General features: G+C 63.4%; 16 protein-coding genes, 1 tRNA gene and 2 rRNA genes. 12 read left to right on the forward strand and 7 right to left on the reverse strand.

Annotation, left to right across the window (positions count from 1 at the left end):
• From M2267_RS00005 to M2267_RS00015, 3 genes are all read left to right on the forward strand, one after another.
• Positions 1-85: ribosomal RNA gene (locus tag M2267_RS00005) — 23S ribosomal RNA — on the forward strand; the annotation flags it as partial.
• A gap of 128 nt (positions 86-213) precedes the next feature.
• Positions 214-328 (forward strand): 5S ribosomal RNA (gene rrf / locus M2267_RS00010).
• Between the two features lie 213 nt (positions 329-541).
• Positions 542-618 (forward strand) — tRNA-Met (locus M2267_RS00015).
• A 113-nt stretch (positions 619-731) separates the two neighbouring features.
• Here the strand turns inward: M2267_RS00015 and M2267_RS00020 are convergent.
• Positions 732-1,475 carry an alpha/beta fold hydrolase gene (locus M2267_RS00020; protein WP_429111790.1) on the reverse strand — a complete coding sequence of 248 codons (744 nt, stop codon included), beginning with the start codon at positions 1,473-1,475 and terminating at the stop codon, positions 732-734.
• Positions 1,476-1,685: 210 nt separating this feature from the next.
• Here M2267_RS00020 and M2267_RS00025 point away from each other — a divergent pair, with 210 nt between their 5' ends.
• From M2267_RS00025 to deoA, 9 genes are all read left to right on the forward strand, one after another.
• Complete coding sequence (locus tag M2267_RS00025) at positions 1,686-2,393, forward strand: lysoplasmalogenase (protein WP_429111792.1); 708 nt, start codon at positions 1,686-1,688, stop codon at positions 2,391-2,393.
• Positions 2,377-3,795 carry a coniferyl aldehyde dehydrogenase gene (locus M2267_RS00030; RefSeq protein ID WP_429111794.1) on the forward strand — a complete coding sequence of 473 codons (1,419 nt, stop codon included), beginning with the start codon at positions 2,377-2,379 and terminating at the stop codon, positions 3,793-3,795. The genes M2267_RS00025 and M2267_RS00030 overlap by 17 nt, the downstream gene beginning before the upstream one ends.
• 94 nt (positions 3,796-3,889) lie before the next feature.
• Complete coding sequence (locus tag M2267_RS00035) at positions 3,890-6,214, forward strand: heavy metal translocating P-type ATPase (protein ID WP_429111795.1); 2,325 nt, start codon at positions 3,890-3,892, stop codon at positions 6,212-6,214.
• 247 nt (positions 6,215-6,461) lie between these two features.
• The gene (locus M2267_RS00040; RefSeq protein WP_429111796.1) at positions 6,462-7,997 is read left to right on the forward strand and encodes an ABC transporter ATP-binding protein; all 1,536 of its coding nucleotides are present in this window, start codon (positions 6,462-6,464) and stop codon (positions 7,995-7,997) included.
• Complete coding sequence (locus M2267_RS00045; RefSeq protein ID WP_034805123.1) at positions 7,994-9,127, forward strand: ABC transporter permease; 1,134 nt, start codon at positions 7,994-7,996, stop codon at positions 9,125-9,127. The genes M2267_RS00040 and M2267_RS00045 overlap by 4 nt, the downstream gene beginning before the upstream one ends.
• A 4-nt stretch (positions 9,128-9,131) precedes the next feature.
• Entirely contained in the window at positions 9,132-10,103 is a 972-nt protein-coding gene (locus tag M2267_RS00050; protein WP_043622808.1) for an ABC transporter permease, read from the forward strand.
• Positions 10,104-10,107: 4 nt separating this feature from the next.
• Positions 10,108-10,500, forward strand: coding sequence for a cytidine deaminase (locus tag M2267_RS00055; protein WP_043622805.1), 393 nt, complete (start codon positions 10,108-10,110; stop codon positions 10,498-10,500).
• A complete protein-coding gene (locus M2267_RS00060; RefSeq protein ID WP_429111800.1) occupies positions 10,497-11,303 on the forward strand; it encodes a purine-nucleoside phosphorylase in 807 nt (268 codons plus the stop codon). Before M2267_RS00055 ends, M2267_RS00060 begins: the two co-directional genes overlap by 4 nt.
• Entirely contained in the window at positions 11,300-12,616 is a 1,317-nt protein-coding gene (gene deoA / locus M2267_RS00065) for a thymidine phosphorylase (protein ID WP_429111802.1), read from the forward strand. The genes M2267_RS00060 and deoA overlap by 4 nt, the downstream gene beginning before the upstream one ends.
• On the opposite strand, the gene M2267_RS00070 is transcribed toward deoA, so the two are convergent.
• The 6 genes from M2267_RS00070 to M2267_RS00095 form a co-directional block, all read right to left on the reverse strand.
• On the reverse strand, positions 12,609-13,133 hold the full coding sequence (locus M2267_RS00070; protein WP_429111804.1) for a TIGR02281 family clan AA aspartic protease: 525 nt from the start codon (positions 13,131-13,133) through the stop codon (positions 12,609-12,611). The genes deoA and M2267_RS00070 overlap by 8 nt on opposite strands.
• Before the next feature lie 130 nt (positions 13,134-13,263).
• Positions 13,264-13,893, reverse strand: a complete 630-nt coding sequence (upp, locus tag M2267_RS00075) for a uracil phosphoribosyltransferase (protein ID WP_034805105.1) — start codon at positions 13,891-13,893, stop codon at positions 13,264-13,266.
• Positions 13,894-14,009: 116 nt separating this feature from the next.
• Positions 14,010-14,978 (reverse strand): adenosine deaminase, encoded by a 969-nt coding sequence (locus M2267_RS00080; protein WP_429111806.1) that lies wholly within the window; start codon positions 14,976-14,978, stop codon positions 14,010-14,012.
• Positions 14,975-16,195, reverse strand: coding sequence for a phosphopentomutase (locus M2267_RS00085; protein WP_043622794.1), 1,221 nt, complete (start codon positions 16,193-16,195; stop codon positions 14,975-14,977). Before M2267_RS00085 ends, M2267_RS00080 begins: the two co-directional genes overlap by 4 nt.
• 141 nt (positions 16,196-16,336) lie before the next feature.
• Complete coding sequence (locus tag M2267_RS00090; protein WP_429111808.1) at positions 16,337-16,924, reverse strand: TadE/TadG family type IV pilus assembly protein; 588 nt, start codon at positions 16,922-16,924, stop codon at positions 16,337-16,339.
• Between the two features lie 11 nt (positions 16,925-16,935).
• Entirely contained in the window at positions 16,936-17,559 is a 624-nt protein-coding gene (locus M2267_RS00095; RefSeq protein WP_192448261.1) for a TadE/TadG family type IV pilus assembly protein, read from the reverse strand.
• Positions 17,560-17,573 lie beyond the last annotated feature (14 nt).

Below are 17,573 nucleotides of genomic sequence, written 5' to 3' on the forward strand. Positions count from 1 at the left end.
AAGACGACCACGTTGATAGGCTGGGTGTGGAAGTGCGGCAACGCATGAAGCTTACCAGTACTAATCGTTCGATTGGCTTGATCGTTCCCATTGCTCATGCTCATCACATGATGAGCTAAAAGACGTGTTCAAAACAAAACGAGTTGGCTCGACCAACTCACCAGCTTCTCATTCCGGTTTGAGCCCGCAAGCTCAAATCTTGCGCTTTGCCGACCTGGTGGTTCTGGCGGGGTGGCTGCACCCGTTCCCATTCCGAACACGGCCGTGAAACGCCCCAGCGCCGATGGTACTTCGTCTTAAGACGCGGGAGAGTAGGTCGCTGCCAGGTCTGCAAAGCGCAAGATAAAATCCGGAAATCAAAGATCTCCTTCTCTTCATCCCTCGGCCCAGCCGAACACGGGCCGCCCTCAAGCGGCCCTTTTGTTTTGCTAGGTTTGAGACAAATAACGGGATTTTGCGCACGCAAAACCCGGACCGGAAAAGCATAAACCGCAAAGCGGTTTACGCGATCGCGCCAAATCCCAAAGGGATTTGCGCTGGACGCGGGGTGGAGCAGCCCGGTAGCTCGTCAGGCTCATAACCTGAAGGCCGCAGGTTCAAATCCTGCCCCCGCAACCAAATCATAAAGCCCGCATGGAGAAATCCCGCGGGCTTTTGTCCGTTTAAAGGCGAAGTTGACACCGCACCAAAAGGCGAAACAAACAGCGCCAAGTCGCGCCGCCAGCACGCCATCAACGGGTTCTTGGCTCCCGCCGCTGCGCCGCGATTACCTCAGCCAGTATCCGATTGAGTGCGCCGGGTCGCTCCAAGGGTACATAATGACCGCACTCGGGGATGATGCGCAGATGTCCATCGAGGGTGGCTTCTGCCTGGGAGGCGCTGATCTTTGGCCCGGGAGCAACGTCGTCCGCACCGCTTACGATCGTGACACGGCCGGGAAACGCGGAGAGGCAATCATCCCGGCTCGGTCTTGTGTGAAACACGCTGACCCCGCGGGCGATCTCACCGGGTAAGTGCGGCAGTGCCATCCTTTTCGCCTGGTCGACGACGGCGGCGCTCGTGGCGCGTGAAAACAACGGCGCCCAGTAGGTTTCCCAGGCCGCCTCCAGGCCATCCTTCTCGATCACCCGAAGAGCGCGGGCGTGGAAAGCCGGATCGGGCCGGTGTCTCGCTTTCGTACCAATGAGCACGAGAGAAGATACCCGTTCCGGCGCGATCATCGCGACCTCGAGTGCGCAGGATCCGCCGACGGAACAGCCGACCACGATGATGTTGTCGCCCTTGACCGGTTCGAGCGCGGCTCGCGCCCAAGCGTGAAGGGTGTCGCCTGCGCAATAGAGGCTTGGCGCATACGTTGCGTCAGGCAAAAGATGCATCTGCTTCGCCCACATGGAGCCGTCGAGCGGCAAGGCGTGCAACAAAAGAAGTTCGGGGGCTGATTTTGGCTGCGGCAGGCTGGCGGGACTGGCGATCATGAACGCACTATGGGCCCGCCGCCGGCGAAAGGCCAATCCGGCCGCGAGAAAGTCGGTTCATCACATGGGTGATGACGGATCGCATACCATCGGGAAAGCGTGGTCGTTCTTGATGTCGCGCACCGCGCTGGACAATCGCGCAAAAATAGAAACTATCGCGGTGAACCGGAGTCCAAACGCGGCTCGGACAGGGCGGGGGAGTGGCGTCGCATGAGTTATCAGGGAACCCTGGACGTTCGGCAAAATCGACCCGCCTACGCGCTCTTTTTTGTCTGTGCCGGCCTGGCAATCCTCGGCAGCCTGCTTTCCGCCTCGGACGATTCTTTCTGGCGCTGGCTGCATTATCTGACCAAGCCCACGGCGACCCTGCTGCTTCTCGTCGTGGTGTTGCGAACGATCTCCCAAACATCCAGTGCCTATACCTGGGCCGTCGCGATGGGCCTTGTCTTTGCGGCAGCCGGCGATGTCTTCCTGATGCTGCCGGGTGATTATTTCCTCGCCGGCCTCGTTTGCTTCCTGCTGACCCATTGCGCCTACATCTATGCGCTCACCCGCGACGCCAGATTTGCCGATAGCAAAGGTATCTTCGCCGCCTTTGCCCTCGTTGCGCTCGCGGTTGTCGGTGGGCTCTGGACGTCGCTTCCCGAGGACATGCGCATTCCCGTCATCATCTATGCACTGGCGCTCGGTGTCATGGCGGCCCAGGCCATCTCCCGGGCCCGGCAGCTTGCGGGAACGCCTCAGGCGACGGCAGCACGGTTCGCCGCCTATGGCGGCCTGTTGTTCCTGATCAGCGACAGCATTCTCGCCTATGGTCGCTTCCGCTTCGCGATCCCCTTCAACGCGCTCTGGGTGCTCGGCACCTATTACGCGGCCCAATGGTTTTTTGCCCGTTCGACCGATGACCACAGCCACTGACAATACTTCACACCTCCGTGCCACCTTTGACGGACTGCGCGCAGCCTGGCGCGACGAAAGGCCGTCCGTTGAGCAACGCCGTGCGGACCTGAGCCGGCTCAGGGATCGCCTGCGCGCCCGCATGGAGGAGATGTGCGAGGCGATCGACCAGGACTTTGGCCATCGCGCCCGGCATGAGACCTTGCTTGGCGAAGGTGGCGTCGTGCTTGCGGAAATCGACCACACGCTGGCAAAGCTCAAACATTGGGTTCGGCCGGAGCGTCGCAAGGCCGGCTGGAAACTGTGGCCGGCGAAGGCCGAGGTGCGGTACGTGCCGCTCGGCGTCGTCGGCATCATTTCGCCGTGGAACTATCCGGTCAACCTGGCGCTTGCGCCGCTGGTGGCGGCGATCGCCGCCGGCAACCACGTGTACCTGAAGCCGTCCGAACACACGCCGCGCACCGCGGAATTCCTTCGTTCGCTGCTTGCCGAAGTCTTTCCGGACACGCGGGTGGCGGTCGCGCTTGGGACGGCCGAGCTTTCGGCCGCCTTTTCGGCGCTGCCCTTTGATCACCTGTTCTTCACCGGCTCGACCGCCGTCGGGCGCAAGGTGATGGCGGCCGCCGCGCAGAACCTGACGCCTGTTACGCTGGAGCTCGGCGGCAAGTCGCCGGCGATCGTCGGAGAGCACGCGGACCTCGCCAAGGCCGCCGCCCGTATTGCAACCGGCAAGTTCTTCAACGCCGGCCAGACCTGCATCGCGCCCGACTATGTGCTGATCCATGAGAGCAAGCGGGATGCTTTCACGGAATTGCTGAAGCGGGAAATTGCCGCGCGCTACCGGTCGAAACGCAGTCTCGACGATTACACCTCGATCATCAACGACGCCCAGTACGAGCGCTTGAAGCGGCTGATTGCGGACGCCGAGGGGCGCGGCCATCCGGTGGTTTCGCTTCTCGACGGGGCAGTGGACGTGGTCGCGCGGCGACGCGTCCTCATGCCGACACTCGTGCTGGAGCCGGACCGCGATAGCGCCGTCATGGGCGAGGAAATATTTGGGCCGATCCTTCCCGTCGTCAGTTACGCCTCCATCGAGGAGGCCATCGCCTATGTGCGCGATCGCGACCGCCCGCTGGCGCTTTATTGCTTCAGTCGCGACAATGCCGAAATCGAGGCGGTTCTGTCGCGCATCGTCGCCGGCGGCGTCTGCGTCAACGACACGCTCTACCAGTTCGGCTGTAACGACCTGCCCTTCGGCGGCGTCGGCGCCAGCGGCATGGGGCACTATCACGGGCGCGACGGCTTCCTGACCTTCTCCAAGGCGATGCCGGTGCTGAGGAAACTCGATCCGGCGCCGAGCGACCTGGTGAAACCACCCTATCGGGGTATCGCCGACTGGGTTATCCGCTTCCTGTCACGATAATTCGCCAAAAATCTGCATTCAGGCGGCAATTTGGCCTTGTAGCTCTAGTTGCTAGAGGTCGTAGCCTTGCTTCAGAATTTGCAAGGAGCAGGTTATGGCGAGCACTATTCGGGAAGCCCGTTATCGCGTCGAAGGCATGGATTGCGCGTCCTGCGCGTCCAAGATCGATACGGCGGTGCGTCGGCTTTCGGGCGTCGAGGACGTATCGGTCTCTGTGTCGGCGGGCACCATGTCGGTCAAGTTTGCCGACGAGAACGATCTTTCGACATCGATCGTGAGCAGGGTTGGAAAGCTCGGCTATCGTTTGCATCCGATCCAGGCCGGCCAGGCGCCGGAACGCAAGACGGCCCATGTCTGCTCCGGGCACGATCACAATCATGAGCATGATCATGACCATGACCACGATCACAGCGGTCACGATCACGACCACGGTCATGATCACGATCACCGACACGATGATCACGGCCGTCATCACGAAGGCAACGCCGGCCATAAGAGTGAGGCGGCCGCAGCCGCGATGGGACTTCATGGTCATGACCACGGCCCGACGAGCGGTCCCTGGTGGAAGTCGGGCAAGGGCAAGCTGACGATCGCCAGCGGCCTGGCCCTGATTGCTGCCTATGCGCTCGGCAAGACGATTCCGGCGACCGAACCCTGGATCTTTACGCTGGCCATGCTCGTGGGTCTGTTGCCGATCGCGCGGCGCGCCTTTGTCGCCGCAACCATGGGCACGCCGTTTTCGATCGAGATGCTGATGACGATTGCCGCGATCGGCGCGGTCTTCATCGGTGCGACCGAGGAGGCGGCGATGGTCGTCCTGCTCTTCCTGGTCGGTGAACTGCTGGAAGGCGTGGCCGCCGGCAAGGCGCGCGCCAGCATCCAGTCGCTGACGGCCCTCGTTCCGAAATCCGCCTTCGTCGAGCGCGACGGGCGGTTGGATGAGGTTCCCGCTGAGACGCTGAGCGTCGGCGCCGTCATTCTCGTTCGCCCCGGCGATCGCATTCCGGCCGATGGCGTCATTCTCTCTGGCGAAAGCGCCGTCGACGAAGCGCCGGTGACCGGCGAAAGCACGCCGGTGCGCAAGGAGGTCGACGACACCGTCGTTGCCGGCACCGTCAATGGTTCCGGCGCGCTGCGCGTGCGGGTCACGGCCGCCGCTGCCGACAACACCATTGCGCGCATCGTCCGCATGGTGGAGGAAGCCCAAGAAAGCAAGGCGCCGACCGAGCGCTTCATCGACCGCTTCTCGCGCTACTACACGCCGGGTGTCGTCGTCGTTGCGGCGCTTGTTGCCGTTCTGCCGCCGCTTCTCTGGGGCGGCTCCTGGGATGAATGGATCTACAAGGGGCTTGCGATCCTCTTGATCGGCTGCCCCTGCGCGCTGGTCATCTCGACGCCGGCAGCGATCGCCGCCAGTCTTTCGGCCGGCGCCCGTCGCGGCTTGCTGATGAAGGGTGGCGCCGTGCTTGAGAATGTCGGCAAGGTCACGGCCGCCGCCTTCGACAAGACCGGAACGCTGACCGAAGGCAAGCCGAAGGTGACGGATATCGTCGGCTTCGGCCGCTCGGAGGCCGACGTTCTGCGCCTCGCGGCCGCGCTGGAGCAGGGATCGAGCCACCCGCTTGCCCGGGCCATCCTTGAACGCAGCGCAACCGATGGCGTTGCGATCCCCACTATCGCCACCGTGAATGCGGTCGGCGGCAAGGGGCTGGAAGGCACGGTCGAAGGCGCAGCACTCTTCTTCGGTTCGCCCAAAGCTGCCGCCGAGCGGACGCCGATGACGCCCGACGAAAAAGCGCGCGTCGCGGCACTCAACGATGAAGGCAAGACCGTTTCGGTGCTGGTGGCCGGCGGCATGATTGCCGGCGCCATCGCCATGCGCGACGAGCCCCGGCCGGATGCGGCCGCGGGCGTGAAGGCGCTCACCGATGCCGGCCTGCGCGTCGTCATGCTGACCGGCGACAACCGCCGCACGGCCGAAGCGATCGGCCGCCAGTTCGGCATGGAGGTCCGCGCTGAACTGCTGCCCGAGGACAAGCAACGCATCGTGCGCGAATTGAAGGCGGAAGGCTTCAATGTCGCCAAGATCGGCGACGGCATCAACGACGCGCCGGCGCTGGCCGCGGCCGATATCGGTATCGCCATGGGCGGTGGCACCGATGTGGCGCTGGAAACGGCGGACGCAGCGGTCTTGCACGGCCGCGTGGGCGACGTTGCGGCGATGATCCGGCTCTCGCGCTCGACGATGCGCAACATCGTACAGAACATCACGATTGCGCTTGGCCTGAAGGCCGTCTTCCTGGTGACGACGATCATCGGCGTCACCGGCCTTTGGCCGGCGATCCTCGCCGACACCGGTGCCACCGTTCTCGTCACGATGAATGCCCTCAGGCTACTTCGGCCCGTGCGAGCCGCCTGAGAACCACCATAACTCCCAGGACGAAGGACCGGCGGCACCCATTGTCGCCGGTTTTTCGCGTCCAAGTGCCTGTGTATATTCACGCTGGACTCTCACCAGCGATCTGATGAGAGTATAAGGAGATCACGGTTGAGGGCTTTCGCCCCGAAAAATCGATGATAAACTTAGACCAAATGGTAAAAAAATCGCCGGCACGGTTTCTGGGAAGAATGCCGAAGCGGGCCAGTTTGGGGATCGCAAGGCCAATATGGACAATATTGCCATCGAACTGCGTGGGATCGACAAGAGTTTCGGTCCGGTCCACGCCAACAAGAACATCAATCTAAAAGTCCGCAAAGGGACGATCCACGGCATCATTGGCGAAAACGGTGCGGGAAAATCGACCCTGATGTCGATCCTCTACGGCTTCTATCAGGCCGATAGCGGTGAAATCCTCGTCGATGGAAAACCAGTCGCCATCCGTGATCCGAATGCGGCGATCGCCGCCGGCATCGGCATGGTCCACCAGCATTTTATGCTGGTCGAGAATTTCACGGTGCTCGAAAACATCATGCTCGGCGCGGAGGACAGCCAGATCCTCAACAAGGGTATCGCCAAGGCGCGCGTCGAGCTGAAGCGGCTGGAGCGCGAATACGCGCTGGAAGTCGATCCGGATGCCGTCATCGAGGAACTGCCCGTTGGTCTGCAGCAGCGCGTCGAGATCCTGAAGGCGCTCTATCGCCGCGCCGATATCCTGATCCTCGACGAGCCGACCGGCGTCTTGACGCCAGCCGAGGCCGACCACCTCTTCCGGGTGCTCGAACAGCTGAAGAACCAGGGCAAGACCGTCATCCTCATCACCCACAAGCTGCGCGAGATCATGGCGATCACCGACGAAGTATCGGTCATGCGCCGCGGCGAGATGGTCGCGACGCGCACGACGGCCGAGACTTCGGTGGAAGAACTCGCTGAACTCATGGTCGGCCGTCGCGTCTTGCTGCGTGTCGAAAAGGGCGAAGCCAAGCCCGGCGAGGTGAAGCTCGCCGTCGATGGGCTGACGGTCAAGGACGGCCGCGGCGTCACCATGGTCGACAACGTCTCCTTCAACCTGAGGGCGGGCGAGATCGTCGGCATCGCCGGTGTTGCCGGCAACGGTCAGTCCGAACTGCTCGAAGCGATTTCCGGCATCCGTCGCGCCGTGTCGGGCTCCGTGCTTCTGAACGGCAAGCCGATCGACGTTACCGGCCGCGCCGACCCTTCCGAACTGCGCAATCGTGGGCTCGCCCACGTGCCGGAAGACCGGCACCATGTCGGCCTCGTGCTGAAGTTCGAGGAATGCGAAAACGCGATCCTCGGCTACCATCACGACAAGCGTTACCTCAACGGAGTCTTCCTGAACGTCGATGCGATCCGCAAGGACGCCGAGCAGCGCATCGCCGAATACGACATCCGCCCACCGAATCCGCGGCTGAAGACCGCCAATTTCTCCGGCGGCAACCAGCAGAAGATCGTGCTGGCGCGCGAAATGGAGCGCGGGCCCGATGTGCTGATCATCGGCCAGCCGACGCGCGGGGTCGATGTCGGCGCCATCGAATTCATCCATAGACGGATCATCGAGATGCGTGACCAGGGCATGGCTGTCCTTTTGGTCTCCGTGGAACTCGATGAAATCCGCGCCCTGTCGGACCGTATCCTCGTCATGTTTGCCGGCCGTGTCGTCGGTGAGCGCGATCCGGATGCGACCGAGGGCGAACTCGGCCTGCTGATGGCCGGCGTTGAAGGCCGCAAGGAGGCCGCAGAATGAGCACCCCCTATGCTAAGCTTCCGGGCTGGGTCGAATACGGCCTCGTCCCGCTGGTCAACCTCGCCGTTGCCTTCCTCGTCGCCGGTCTCGTCGTGCTGCTCGTCGGTGAAAACCCGCTGGAGGCGGCCTATCACCTGATCAACGGCGCCTTCGGCCGCGGCGAATATCTCGGCTTTACGCTGTACTACGCCACCACCTTCATCTTCACCGGTCTTGCCGTCGCGGTCGCTTTCCATGCCGGCCTCTTCAACATCGGCGGCGAAGGCCAGGCCTATGTCGGGGGCATCGGCGTGGCACTCGCCTGCCTTTGGCTCGACCAGACGATGCCGTGGTTCGTCGTCTTCCCGCTGGCGATCCTCGGTTCCGCCTTCTTCGGCGCCGCCTGGGCCTTCCTGCCCGGCTGGCTGCAGGCCAAGCGCGGCAGCCACATCGTCATCACGACGATCATGTTCAACTTCATCGCCTCGAGCCTGATGGTCTACCTGCTCACACGCGTGCTGAAGCCGCTTGGCTCCATGTCGCCGCAGACGCGCACCTTCGCCGAAGGGGGGCAACTGCCCAAGCTCGATTGGCTGCTCGCGATCTTTGGCCTCGATATCGGCACGGCGCCGTTCAACGTCTCGTTCCTGCTGGCGCTGGTCGCGGCCTTCTGCGTCTGGCTTTTGATCTGGCGCACCAAGCTTGGCTATGAGATGCGCACCATGGGCCACAGCCCTTCGGCTGCCCGTTACGCCGGCATGAGCGAGAGCCGTATTACCGTCATCACCATGATGATCTCAGGCGCGCTTGCCGGCATGATGGCGCTCAATCCGATCATGGGCGAACAGGGGCGCATGCAGCTCGACTTCGTGCAGGGCGCAGGCTTCGTCGGCATCGCCGTGGCGCTGATGGGCCGCTCGCATCCGGCCGGCATCATCCCGGCGGCCATTCTCTTCGGCATGCTCTACCAGGGCGGAGCAGAAATCTCCTTCGAAATGCCGTCGATCTCGCGCGACATGATCGTCATCATCCAGGGTCTCGTCATTCTCTTTGCCGGTGCACTCGAAAACATGTTCAGGCCGGCGATTGCCCGGCTGTTTGCGATGCAGAGCCGCCGTGCGGCCGTCGTGGCACAGACCAAGGGAGCTTGAAGCCATGGATTTCTTCCACGTCATCGTGGTGCTCCTTGAGTCCACCATCCGCGTATCCGTTCCGCTGATCTTCGCAGCGCTGGCAGGGCTCTTTACCGAGCGCGCCGGCATCTTCGACATCGGCCTTGAAGGCAAGATGCTTGGGGCCGCCTTTGCCGCCGGCGCTGTCGCTGCCGTCACCCAATCCGTCTGGATGGGGCTGCTCGCCGCCATCCTGATCTCGATCGCGCTGTCGCTGGTGCACGGCTATGCCTCGATCACCCAGCGCGGCAACCAGATCGTCTCTGGCGTCGCCATCAACTTCATCGTCGCCGGCTCGACCGTCATTCTCGGTGAAGCCTGGTTCCGCCAGGGTGGTCGCACGCCGGCGCTCGGCGAAGGCGCGCGCTTCCAGACGATCACCTTCCCCTATGCCGACAGTATCCGGGAAATCCCGATCCTCGGCCCGATCTATTCGGACCTGCTCTCTGGGCATTTCATCCTGACCTATGTCGCCTTTGCCATGGTGCCGATCAGCTGGTGGATCCTCTACCGCACCCGTTTCGGCCTGCGTTTGCGCGCGGTCGGCGAGAACCCGGGCGCGGTCGACACCGCCGGTATCTCGGTGATCTGGATGCGTTATCGCGCCGTCATCTGCTGCGGCATTCTCTGCGGCTTTGCCGGCGCCTATCTGTCGCTGGCCATGACCGCTGGCTTCGTCAAGGGCATGACCGCTGGCAAGGGCTACATCGCGCTTGCAGCGCTGATCTTCGCCAAGTGGCGGCCGTTCAATATCATGCTTGCCTGCCTGCTCTTCGGCTTCCTTGACGCGCTCGCCATCCGCCTGCAGGGCAATCCGCTGCCGCTGATCGGCCAGGTGCCGGTGCAGCTGATGCAGGCGCTGCCCTACATCCTCACCGTAATCCTGCTTGCCGGCTTCATCGGCAAGGCCATTCCGCCGAAGGCCGGCGGCGTCCCCTATGTGAAGGAGCGCTAGAACCATGGAAAAGGAACTGTTCGAAGCCGCGCGCGACGCAATGGCCAAGGCGCATGCGCCCTACTCGAAATTTCCGGTAGGCGCGGCGATCCGCGCCGAAGACGGCAAGATCTACACCGGCGCCAACATCGAGAACCTGTCATTCCCCGAGGGATGGTGTGCCGAGACCACCGCGATCAGCCATATGGTCATGGCCGGCCAGCGCAAGATCCTGGAAGTGGCCGTGATCGCCGAGAAGCTGGCGCTCTGCCCGCCTTGCGGCGGCTGCCGTCAGCGGCTGGCGGAATTTTCCGGCGCCAGCACGCGTATCTTCCTCTGTGACGAGACCGGGGTGAAGAAGACCCTGGCGCTATCCGATCTCCTTCCGCACAGCTTCGAGACCGAGATCCTGGGATGACCGCGGCTGCTGAACTGTTGAAGGCCCGGCTCGGCGACCTGTCTCCGCGTTATGGCATCGTGCTCGGCTCGGGCCTCGGTTCGCTGGTCGAGGCTTTGGACGAGACGTTGCGCCTCTCCTACGCCGAAATCCCCGGCTTCCCGGTCAGCAGCGTCTCCGGTCATGCCGGCGAGCTCGTGGCCGGAACGCTATCGGGCGTGCCCGTTGTCATGCTCTCCGGCCGGGTCCACTACTACGAACAGGGCGACGCCAATGCGATGCGCGGCCCGCTGGAGACCCTGAAGGCGCTCGGCATCGAATGCCTGGTGCTGACCAATTCCGCCGGATCGCTGCGGGAGGATTTGCCGCCGGGATCGGTGATGCGGATCTCCGATCACATCAACTATTCGGGCTTCAACCCGTTGATCGGCGTCGAAAGTGACGATCGCTTCGTCGGCATGACCAATGCCTATGATGCAGAGCTTGCGGGGCGAATGCAGGAGAGCGCCGAACGCCTCGGCATTCCGCTTCTCGCCGGCGTCTATATGTGGTTTTCCGGCCCGAGCTTCGAAACGCCGGCGGAGATCCGCATGGCGCGCATCCTCGGCGCCGATGCCGTCGGCATGTCTACGGTTCCGGAAGTCATCCTCGCACGCTTCTTCGGCCTCCGCGTCGTTGCCGCCTCTGTCATCACCAATTTCGGCGCCGGCATGACCGGTGGCGAGATCAGCCATCACGAGACCAAGGACATGGCGCCGGTCGGCGGCAAGCGGCTGGCCGCAATCCTCGCAGACATGATCGCGGCCGACGCGGTGCGCGGGTGACGATGCTTCCGCAGGAAACCATCAGGCGAAAGCGCAACGGCGAGCACCTCGCCCCGGCCGAGATCGCGGATTTCATTCGCGGCCTGTCGGATGGCTCTATCTCCGAAGGACAGGTCGCCGCCTTCGCCATGGCGATCTGGTTCTCCGGCATGAGTCGCGAGGAGACCGTCGCGCTGACGTTGGCGATGCGCGACAGCGGCGAGACACTCGACTGGAGTGGCATTTCACGCCCGATTGCCGACAAGCACTCGACCGGCGGTGTCGGCGACAACGTCTCGCTGATGCTGGCGCCGATCGTTGCTGCCTGCGGGCTCGCCGTGCCGATGATATCAGGGCGTGGCCTCGGGCACACCGGCGGCACGCTCGACAAGCTCGAATCCATACCCGGCTATGATATCCAGCCGTCGGCGGCTGTCTTCCGCCGCACGGTCGACGAGATCGGCTGCGCGATCATCGGCCAGACCGCCAATCTCGCGCCTGCCGACAAACGCCTCTATGCGATCCGCGACGTCACCGCGACCGTCGATTCGGTACCTCTGATCACGGCCTCGATCCTGTCGAAGAAGCTCGCGGCCGGCCTTCAGTCGCTGGTGCTCGACGTCAAGCTCGGCAACGGTTCCTTCATGAGCGACACGCGCGAGGCCGAGATCCTGGCGCGCTCGCTGGTCGACGTTGCCAACGGCGCCGGCGTGCGCACCTGCGCACTTCTAACCGACATGAACGAACCGCTGGCAGACGCGGCCGGCAATGCGCTGGAGATCGACAACTGCCTGGCTTTCCTGCGGGGCGAGAAGAAGGGAACACGGCTTGAAACGGTCGTGCTCGCCTTTGCCGCCGAAATGCTGGTGGCGGGCGGGGCTGCCGGCGATGCCGAACAGGGCGAAGCCCTGGCGCGTAAGGTGCTTGGCAGCGGAGAAGCGCTGGAACGCTTCGGGAAGATGGTCCATGCGCTGGGTGGACCGGCGGATTTCATCGAGCGCTCGGTCGCCTATCTCGGCCGTGCGCCGGTCATCCTGCCGGTCGAGACCGAGCAATCCGGCTATCTGGCTGCCTGCGAGACGCGGGAACTGGGCATGGCCGTGATCGCCCTCGGCGGCGGGCGTTCGCATCCGGACGACAGGATCGATCATCGCGTCGGTTTCGACGCCCTGAAGCCGCTTGGAACGCGGGTCGAGAAGGGCGATTTGATCGCCTTCGTTCACGCGGCCGACCAGGGGGCTGCGGAAGCGGCCCGGCGACGCCTGTTGGAACTCTACACGATCGACGACGTCGAGCCGGAGACGAGGTCTCCTATCCTGGCCAAGATCACCTGACGAGGTGCAGGGCGCCGTCCTCCACGCGGAAGGACGACAATCGGTTGAGGAAAGTCATGCCGATCAGCGTGCCGGAAAGCGCCTTGTCCGGCAGCACAAGCGCCTGCACGTCGCGCACCACGATACCGCCAATCTCGATCCGGCTCAGCATGGTCGGAGCCGCTTCGATGACCCCGTTGGCGGTGCTGACGCGGGAGACAAACGAGAGCGAGCTGGGCGAGATGCCGAGCCGGCGCGCGGTTGAAATGTTGATGGCAATGGCGCTGGCGCCCGTGTCGACCAGCCCGCGTTCGGTGCGGCCGTTGATGCGAAACGTGCCGAAGAAATGTCCCCTTCCGTCCGCGTCGAGCACGACGCTGCGTCCAGAGGCGTATTTCGCTGTCATTGCCGGCGCGGCAGGCGTCGTTTCGACGGCCGAGTTGCTGTCGGCCTGTGTCAGGACGCTCGTCGCGAAGTGAGGCACCAGCATCGCCGCAAGCGCAGCCACACCGGCCAATGTAAGCAGACGGGCGAGCATGGACATCACCTCTCGATCGAACAGATATGCTCGCCCAAATCGAACGGATGACGCCTAAGAGGGCATGAAAAAACCGCCGGGATCCGGCGGTTTTTTCATCGACTTCAGATCCTGGTTAAGGATCAGCAAATCACTTGGTGCCGTACATGCGGTCGCCCGCATCGCCAAGGCCGGGCATGATGTAGCCGAGTTCGTTCAGGTGGCTGTCGATCGAGGCCGTGAAGATCGGCACGTCCGGGTGCGCGCTCTGGAAGTTGCGGATGCCTTCGGGCGCGGCGAGCAGGCAGAGGAAGCGCATGTTCTTGGCGCCGCGTTCCTTCAGCTTGTCGATCGCGGCGATCGACGAGTTGCCGGTGGCAAGCATCGGATCGACGACGATGATCAGGCGCTCTGACAGGCTCTCGGGTGCCTTGAAGTAGTATTCCACCGCTTCGAGCGTTTCATGGTCGCGATAGACGCCGATATGGGAGACGCGGGCGGAAGGCACCAGCTCGAGCATGCCTTCGAGCAGCCCGTTGCCGGCGCGCAGGATCGAGGCGAAGACAAGCTTCTTGCCTTCGAGGACCGGCGAGTCGATTTCCTGCAGCGGCGTTTCGATGCGCTCCATCGTCAGTTCGAGATCGCGCGTCACCTCGTAGCAGAGCAGCGTCGAAATTTCCCGAAGAAGCCGGCGGAAACCCGCAGTCGAGGTCTCCTTCTTGCGCATGATGGTCAGCTTGTGCTGCACAAGCGGATGATCGATCACTGTAACGCCGTTCATGGCTCACCTTTCCGGATTTTTTGTATCCGTCCTTTTTCCATGGAATGCGTCGTCGCCGCAAGGGTATTGGCCGGCGGGAGACCGTCATCCCCAGCCGGCAAATCGCGACCTTTGCCCTAGATCCGCGCCAGCAGCAGCTTACGCGTCGGCTCGTCGACGAAGGCGGCTTCGATCGCGGTCCTGGTCATGCCGTTGATCTCAGCGTCGCTGAAGCCCATCACCGCGGAGGCGATGTCGTATTCCTGGGCGAGCGACGTGTGGAAGAACGGCGGATCATCGGAGTTGAGCGTCACGCGCACGCCGGCCTCGTGCAGTGCGCGCAGCGGATGCGACGCGAAATCCGGGAAGACCTGAAGCGAGATGTTGGAGCCGGGGCAAACCTCGAGCACCACGCCGGCGTCCGCCAGGCGCCGCACCAGATCCGCGTCTTCGATCGCCCGCACGCCGTGGCTGATGCGCGATGGGCGCACATGGTCGAGTGCGTCGCGCACGCTGAAGGCGCCGGAGAGTTCGCCCGCATGGATCGTCAGCCCGAGGCCGGCATCACGCACGATGTCGAAAGCGCGCGCGAAGTCGGCGACCTTGTGCATGCGTTCCTCGCCGGCGAGGTTGAAGCCGGTGACGAGCTTGTGCTCGCGCTTGGCGGCGAACTCGGCCGTTTTGATTACCGATTCCGGGCCGAGATGTCGGATGCCGGTGATCAGCATGCGCGATTCGATGCCGGTCTTCTGCCGGGCCGCTTCCATGCCGGCCGCAAGGCCTTCGAGATAGGCGTGGGCGCCCAGGCCGATCGTGTTGCCGTGGTCGGGCGAAACGATGATCTCGCTATAGATCGTGCCCGCTTCGGCGAGTTCCGTCAGGTAGGCTTCCGCGAGCAGCGCGTAGTCTTCCTCGGTCTTGAACAGCGAGGCGATGGCGTCGTAGCACTTCACGAAGCTGGTGAAGTCTTCCCAGACATAGGCCTTGTCGCGGATGATCGCGCTGGTGTCGACGCCGTATTTATCGGCCTGGGCGAGAGCCAGCTCGGGCGGTGTCGCGCCCTCGATGTGGCAATGCAGTTCCGCCTTCTTCAGATGTGCGGTCAAATGAGGCTTCTCCCATGGTGGCCCGGCGCGATGCCGAGATGCTTGGCGACGGTTTCGCCGATATGCGTGAAGGTGTTGGCAATGCCGAGCGAGCGGCTGCGCAGCGACGGCCCGAACATCAGCACCGGCACGCGCTCGCGCGTATGGTCGGTGCCGCGCCAGGTCGGATCGCAGCCATGGTCGGCCGTCAGGATGACGATGTCGCCCGGCTGCAGGCGCCGGTCGAGATCGGGCAGGCGTGCGTCGAAGGCCTCGAGCGCCGCCGCATAGCCGGCAACGTCGCGGCGATGGCCGTAGAGCATGTCGAAATCGACGAAATTGGTGAAGACCAGGCTGCCGTCCTCGGCCTCGTCGATGGCTGCGAGGCTGGCATCGAAGAGCGCCATGTTGCCGTCGGCCTTGGTCAGCTTCGTCACCCCCTGGTGGGCGAAGATGTCGCCGATCTTGCCGATGGCGTGGACCGTGCGCTCGGCCTCCACCAGTCGATCGAGGATCGTCGGCTCGGGCGGCAGCACCGAGAAGTCGCGGCGGTTGCCGGTGCGCACAAAAGTCTGCGGGCTCGTGCCGACGAAGGGGCGGGCGATGACGCGGCCGATATTGTAGTCGTCGAGCAGGCGGCGAACGATCAGGCAAAGCTCGAGCAGCCGGTCGAGGCCGAAGCTTTGCTCGTGCGCTGCGATCTGGAAGACCGAGTCCGACGAGGTGTAGCAGATCGGCTTGCCGCTGCGCATATGTTCCTCGCCGTGGCGGGCGATGATGTCGGTGCCGGAGGCGTGGCAGTTGCCGAGAATGCCGGGAATGTTGGCCTCGCGGCAGATGTCTTCGACGAGCTCCGGCGGAAAGGCGTCGCCTTCGGCGGAGAAGTAGCCCCAGTCGAACATGACCGGTGTTCCGGCGATTTCCCAATGACCGGAGGGCGTGTCCTTGCCGCGCGATACCTCGCTTGCCGCGCCATAGGCGCCATAGACGCGATTGGGCACAGGCATGCCCTGGGGAACGGTGCCGGTCGCAAGCTTCGCCGCGTGGATCAGACCAAGCGCAGACATGTTTGGCAGGCTGAGCGGCCCCTCGCGCAAACCGGGCCGGTCGGCAGCGCCGATAGCGCAGAACTCGGCGATATGGCCAAGCGTATTGGCACCGAGATCGCCGAAGGCTTCGGCGTCAGGCGCCCCGCCTATGCCAAAGGAATCGAGAACGAATAGAAAGGCACGCGCCATGATGCACCTGACAGCGGGCGCGCAGCGATTGCGGCCCGAAACCTCCGGAAAAGCGCAGGCGCGCCCTCTAGGGCACCCGCGCAATCTCGAAGGGATAGCGCCGCTTGTTGTTCAATGCAATTGCGTCGGATACCCGTCCGATCAGCAATCCGAGCATTTTATCGGCTGGGAGAGGCGTGCGTGGAAGTAGGCCGTCTTGGAGAGATCGATGGTTTTTGCCGTCGCCTGAAGGCTTGGCGCATAGAGCAGGAGTTCATGCGGCACGGTCAGTTCCGTGCGAATGACGAAGGAGTTGGTCGCCGTGAATTGGGCGGGCAGCGAAACCTTCGTATTGACGGCATAGGGCGTGGCGCCTGCCTGATCGCGCGACCACAGGATCGTGCCCTCATTGGTGTTCGTGACCGCGATGCCGCTGATCTTCAGCGTGTAGTTGGTGTTCCCGTAGGGCGCCAGGATGCTCTTTGCGATGTTCGACACATTGGTGAGGAAGGCCTTGTTGACCTCCGTCTGCTGCGCGACGACGTCGGCCGTAGCGCTTGCGGCGCGCGCGGTCTTGCCGGCAACGGTAAAGCCGACCGAAAGTTCGAAGGCGCCGAGATAAGCCACCACCAAAAGCGGGGCGACCATCGCGAATTCGACCGCACCGACGCCGCTCTTGTCGCGCCGCAGCGCGCCAAGGGTTTTGGTGATCGGCTTGAGGCACAGGATCTCTAATGCGGAATACGACATCGCAGGGCGCCTCACTCGCTCTCGTTTCGGAAGGTGGCGGTCGCCACCATGAGATAGTCCTTCGGCATGCTTGAGCCGGCGGGTCGCAGGTTGGTGATGAACGGCCTGACGAGATCTGTGAAGACGCTCCAGCGATAATAGGCGCGAAGCACGTTGAACGAGCCGGGACCGCCAGGGGCAAACTTGAAGCCGGTCGTGTCGATGTCGGTGGAATCGGTCTTGCGTGGGATCAGCACGGGAAACTTGCTGAGATCGGCGACCGCTCTGACGTCCAGATAGAATTGCGAGGGTTGGCCGGCTTCGGTCGCCGAGCACTTCATCAGGACCGAGATCTCTTCACAGAACGCCTGGCGGAACTGCGCCTCGCTCATGTCGGTCTGTTTTCCCTGCTGGAAGGTGATCTGACCGGTGCGGACCTTGCGCGCCATCGTCTCCGTCGCATTCGCAAGCAGCTGGTCGCCGTAGAAGGCGGCGAAGGTTTCGAGCGACGCGAAGATCACCACGAAGAAGGGGAGCGCGAGAATGGCGAACTCGATGCTCGTCGTGCCTTTGCGGTTGCGAAGGAAGCGGCTGAAGATGCCTTTTCGCCTTTTTTCGGCCCCGCTCGGCCGCCCTGTGCCCTGCTCGATGTTCATTGCGCCGTCCCATC

Origin of the sequence: Ensifer sp. KUDG1 (genome assembly GCF_050434285.1) — a bacterium.
Classification (GTDB): domain Bacteria; phylum Pseudomonadota; class Alphaproteobacteria; order Rhizobiales; family Rhizobiaceae; genus Ensifer.